The 5,473-nt window shown below is 41.3% G+C and carries 4 protein-coding genes; all 4 read right to left on the minus strand.

Annotated elements, in window-relative coordinates; genetic code table 11:
• Positions 1-593: aminotransferase class V-fold PLP-dependent enzyme (locus tag VLN09_RS02175; protein ID WP_325243579.1), on the minus strand; the 593-nt coding region annotated here is incomplete at its 3' end.
• Positions 594-738: 145 nt separating this feature from the next.
• Positions 739-1,545 (minus strand): hypothetical protein, encoded by an 807-nt coding sequence (locus VLN09_RS02180; RefSeq protein WP_325243580.1) that lies wholly within the window; start codon positions 1,543-1,545, stop codon positions 739-741.
• A gap of 105 nt (positions 1,546-1,650) precedes the next feature.
• A complete protein-coding gene (locus tag VLN09_RS02185) occupies positions 1,651-4,644 on the minus strand; it encodes a M48 family metalloprotease (protein ID WP_325243581.1) in 2,994 nt (997 codons plus the stop codon).
• A gap of 50 nt (positions 4,645-4,694) precedes the next feature.
• Positions 4,695-5,291 carry a LemA family protein gene (locus VLN09_RS02190; protein WP_325243582.1) on the minus strand — a complete coding sequence of 199 codons (597 nt, stop codon included), beginning with the start codon at positions 5,289-5,291 and terminating at the stop codon, positions 4,695-4,697.
• Positions 5,292-5,473 lie beyond the last annotated feature (182 nt).

The following is a 5,473-nucleotide window of genomic DNA, read 5'->3' on the forward strand; positions in this document are numbered from 1 at the left end:
AACTTAGACACATCAATTGGCTGTGACAAAATGCAGGAAGACATATCGGCGATAATAGGCACATCAACTTTTGGTGGCTCAAATATCTGTAGACCATGAATGGTCTCATTGGCACAGTAATGGAAATATGCTGCATCTTCGCTAACATTCCACTCGCTTTGGGCTGGCACATCAGTAAAATTACTGTCTTTACCGCTAGCAACTAAATTTATCTCACCAAGACCTAATTTGCCGTAGCGCTGCGCTTCTTTGATCGCTTTTCCTGACCATGCACCAGTTGTCAGATAGTCTGCACGCCCACCATTTAGTAGATTCAATGGAATCGCTGAAAACTGTAAGCTGGCACCGCCTTGTAGAAATAACACTTTATAGTTGTCTGGAATGTCCATCAACGAGCGTAATTTAGCTTCGGCTTTTTCGGTAATTGCGATGTATTCTTTACTACGATGGCTCACTTCCATAACCGACATACCACGTCCCTGCCAATCAAGTAATTCTTCTTGAGCGCGTGATAATACAGCAGTCGGTATGGTGGCAGGGCCGGCAGAAAAGTTAGGTATACGGTTAGAAGCAGCGTTAGTAGTCACAGTCATTATCCTAAATATGATGAAATCATCGTTGTTATATAAGCTTTAAAGCAGTAGTTTTAGCAGCTAATCTATAAAACTGCAGCTTTAAAACCCCTTAAGGTAAATTTTATCTCTATTTTTAATATCTGTAGCATCAATAAACAAGTCTTTAACTCTGATTAGATAACTGCTCCCAAAGCTGACGTTTTAAGCTGCTATCAGCAAGCATCTCATCTAAGGTTGGCACCATAGTCAAATTAGGATGCTCAAGGCCGTCTGGCAAGACAGTCAATGACGCCACCTTTATCTCTTCGCTACGACCAATTTTAAATATGTAGCCTGCAAGACTGGCATTGGCAAGCTCAGCCGTATCCATACCTTCACAGATAGGAAATGAGGTCGTCTCACAAGTGATGGATAGTGCTTGAGTGATATTTTGCCAGAGCTTTTGACTGTCATTATTCAGCGCTTGGATATCAATCATAATAACCCAGTCACCATAGCGCCCGCCTTGTAAATTAAACGGCGCTACTTTAAGCGTATTTTCATGATGGTTATCGCTAGAGTATGCTTGTCCACTAGGCACAGCTGTTTGCTGTACAACAGTTTCTACAAGAGAATTAACAGCAACATCAGGACTAATAGTATCAAAATTATAGGTGACTGGACTTTGTTCATTTTCAACATAGCTATGAGCCTCATCATAGACACTATCAGCAGGGCTATTTACTTGTAAGCTCGATATAGATTCTGAAGACTCGACGTTCGCAGCTGTATTACTTGACTGCTCAGGGTTTGGTTGCACAATCCCTAGTTGTTCATCGCTGGCAGCAGAAGCAATTGGCGCTGCTATGTCAGCAATATGAAGGGTTTCTGAACTTGGTTGCACCCACTGATTGATACCCATCATCGCTAAAATCTGACGCTGCTGTATACGGTGCTGTAATATAGCCTGCGGGTCTCGGATATCACTCATGCGACTCTACTATCCTACTTATCTCAAATGGGTTTACAGGCTTTTAATGTCAAAAACAATGCTAACAATAACTTAACGCATTAACTATAAAATCGTTTAATCTACCTAAAAAAGCTGTCTAACACCAAGCCAGTGCTCTGCCAGTATCGTCAAGCAATCATATTCATCTTGGCTGACTATCGTATCGTGTAACATCACTGTATGCAATGTACTTAGCCATTGACGGTAATTGCTAACTACATATAGCTTATCAGTAATGGCATTATTAATATGGCTGTTTTTTATAGCGCTATTATAATCTATTTGACCATCACTCTGCTGCCTGTCTTGATAATTATCACCAGCCTCTTCACTATCTATGCTTGGTGATATAAAAACAGGCACTGCTTCTATCAATGCCAATAATTGCACACTATTTAGGTTTTGCGCGGTTAATAATAGCCATTGCAAATTTGCATCGCTCACTGCTGTTAAATCGATATCAATCAAGCGCGCATGACGGCGCACATCTACAACATAGTGAGCAACACTAGCACTATTATAGCTAAGCCTTGAAATATGTACCGAGCTATCTAGAGCTGATACTATCTGACCCTTGGCATCTTTGGATAAGCGATAAGCCAATAAAGTCAGCATCGTTTTCGCGGCAACATCAAGACCATTAAATACCTGTCCTGAAGGATCAAGCTGAGCATAAATATCATCTAAACCAGCTCGTAACTCTAATTGCCATAATTCATTAGCATTTGATAACTTATGGTTTAAAACACCAGACAGTATATGCAGTAGTTGCCGCAAGTGCAGCGCCTGCCATAACGACAAAATTGATGGTGACCGAGAGATTGTATTCTTTGAGCGCGTGAATACTGGTTTAGGCTTATCAATGTAACCCTCATCATTGACTATTTTATCAGAAAAATCTCTGCTCAAATCGACGGTTAACTGACTTTTAAACAGATCAATGATGCCGTGCTGATAGCGTATAAGCATGGTACGAGATTTTGTTTGCTGTCTATAATATTGATGGCTTTGGTGGCTGTGGCTACTTTCACTTTTTAGGCGTAATTTATTTATCGCGCTTTCGGATAAATCATGCTGGGATAGTTGCTTTATAGCAAATATTATCAAAGCACTATCTAACCGCCGATCAATACTAGCAACTACCTCTAGTAACTGCTGGTCTATGGTATGCGGCAATATTTTCTTATCACTCATTGTATCAATTTTAGGTTTTACATCAGCAGTAAAGCCAGTGCTACTATCAGTCGTAGTCATTACCCTATCTTTAGGAGTGCCAGTCCAAATATCTGACAAATCATAAGTGACAGTTGTAGACAATATACGACCTTGATGGCATAACATCACCGCTTCAATCAAAGCATGCGCGCCTCGCGGATGGTGACTGTAATTAAGCACATATTGTGGCAGTGACACCTTGTTTATATCAGCAGTACTGATTAAGCCTTTTACTGACAAGTGACTATCAGGCTTTGCTTGCCGTGGCTTTATTAGCTTCTGTGTATCAATAGAATTTGCTTTAACTTGTAAACACCCATCAACTATCACGTCCTTCTCTACAGTAAATTTAAGACCTGTGTCCGCGTCTAATTCATTACTTACTTCTGTATCATTATTCTTATTAATATTAGGTACTAACTGAGATTGGAGCTCAATTTTTTCTAGCGAATTTTTACTTAGGCTATTCTCTTTTCTATTTAGGCTATTTGCTGTTATTACTCCCCAATCACCCAGCCGGCGCTGCTCATATACCTCTTGTACTTTCTTCTGATTAATACGTTTTTCTTTGGCAACTTGTACAGCAAAGTCGTGATAAGCATTGGCATTAATGGCACTCATACGCTCACTCAAACTTGGATGAGTGGCAAGCCATGAGACATCACCTAGGTCAGCACCGCTACTGGCAAAGAAGAAATGACTTAACCCATTAATATCGGCGATACCCGTCAAGCGCGAACCCAAAGCATCTTGATGAATGGCTTGCAAGGTTTCCATAATCGCCGGCGAGCGTGTGAGCTGTACACTGGTCGCATCGGCTAGCAATTCACGCTCGCGGTTAAAGCTGTGTTTGATTAGCTGGGCACTTGCCATGCTAGAAAAGCTCAAGCCATGTATTAGTAATGTCCAGATATTACGCGGGGCTTGTCGATCAACAGCAGCGCTGTTTTGGCGCCAAATAAACCGTCCTTTCGCTAAAGGTTGCTGATTTTTTGATTGAGCTTGCCAATAATTTACCCATTCACTATGGGTAGTAAAACTTGCTGTTTGCGCCTCGGTATTACCTGCATGGTTATCAATGGCTTTTTGCGACAAAACATTAGCCGTATTGACCGCTTTACCAAAATAACCATACTGGCTACTTTTATGACCAGCACCAAGATTATCAACAGAGTCACTCCAGTCATAGAGTAATTGTAAGCCTGCTAGCACCACCATTAGTTGCAGATTAAATGTCGCATCGCCATGTAAAATATGACCATATTCGTGCCCTATCAGACCATATAACCCCTCATTAGACAGTTTATCAAGCGCACCTTGGGTAACTACAAGCGCCATATCTTGACTATCGCGTCCCGCAACGAAGCCATTGATACCATGCTCATCAGGCAATACATAGAGTATCGGCATACTTAAACCCGAAGCAATGGCGAGCTGCTGGGCAATTTCATAATAGCGACGATAAACAGGCGGAAAATCACGCTCATGACGTACCGCGATATGACGAGCGCTAAAACGAACCTTTTGTACAGGCTCATGTTGATGAGCAACTCCGCGGCTATGCTCCCACGCATCTTGGCTGTGGTCGATAAACAGCCGAACGGCACCTACGCGCTGAGCGATAGCACGCCCACCTGCTTTTAGCCGTCTATACTCCAAAAAACTGCCAATGATAAAGCTACCGATTATCCATACCACAACCAGTATCAACGCCCAATAATAAATACCACCGGTAAATATCGTAAGCAGCAGCGACATAACACCGAGCGCCACCGCAATATGGACAAATATAATGAAAAAAAATAGCCCATACAGTAATAGGCTGCGCCGAGTACGGCTACGCTGTTCACCAAAAAAATCCATCTAGTTGCCTAAATTAACGATAGCTAAACGTATTTGAACCTATGTAAACATCAGCCCATATTAACGACAGGTGATTGTACAATCGCTTTTCTATCTTCAAACACCAATGGACTAAGAGGACGAAAACCAAAAGTCGTGCTAATCAGATTGTTTGGGAATACTTCGCGATCATTATTATAAAACATCACACTGTCATTATAATGCTGACGCGCAAAGCCAATACGGTTCTCAGTATTGGTCAGCTCCTCCATCAGCTCTTTAATCATACTGTCAGCTTTTAGCTCAGGATAGGCTTCCACGACAGCTGAGAATTGCCCTAATGCTTTGGATAACATACTCTCAGCTTTGGCAAATAGTGCCATATGCTCAAGCGAGTCTGGCTGATGCTTGCTAGAATCCTGCAAACTTTGGGCGTGGTTACGCGCACTAATAACACGCGTCAATGTCTCTTCTTCGTGAGACAAATAACGTCTTGTAGTTTCGACTAGGTTTGGAATCAAATCATGACGACGTTTTAGCTGTACATCTATCTGCGCAAAACCATTTTTTGCTTGATTACGGGCGCGTACCAACTTATTAAATATTGATACCCCAAAAATCACGACAAATACAACCACTACAATGAATGACCAAACAAACACTTTCATCATCAGACTCCAAAACGCTTGGTATTAATCTTATTGTTAATAAAAGTTACTGTATTGTATTTTAACTTATATAGTTTACTTAAAGTTCAAAATAAAACAACAGACAGGCGAAAAAAAAGCCCTTTACAATGAAGGGCTTATTATCAATGTGCAGCTTTTCCAACTGCATTTATAGTTCATTA

This window comes from Psychrobacter sp., from assembly GCF_035469765.1.
Classification (GTDB): Bacteria; Pseudomonadota; Gammaproteobacteria; order Pseudomonadales; family Moraxellaceae; genus Psychrobacter.

Bases quoted from the DNA above. Each gene is read 5' to 3' on its own strand.
- VLN09_RS02185 (WP_325243581.1), bottom strand. From the start codon at position 4,644: ATGGATTTTTTTGGTGAACAGCGTAGCCGTACTCGGCGCAGCCTATTA.
- VLN09_RS02180 (WP_325243580.1), bottom strand. From the start codon at position 1,545: ATGAGTGATATCCGAGACCCGCAGGCTATATTACAGCACCGTATACAG.
- VLN09_RS02190 (WP_325243582.1), bottom strand. From the start codon at position 5,291: ATGAAAGTGTTTGTTTGGTCATTCATTGTAGTGGTTGTATTTGTCGTG.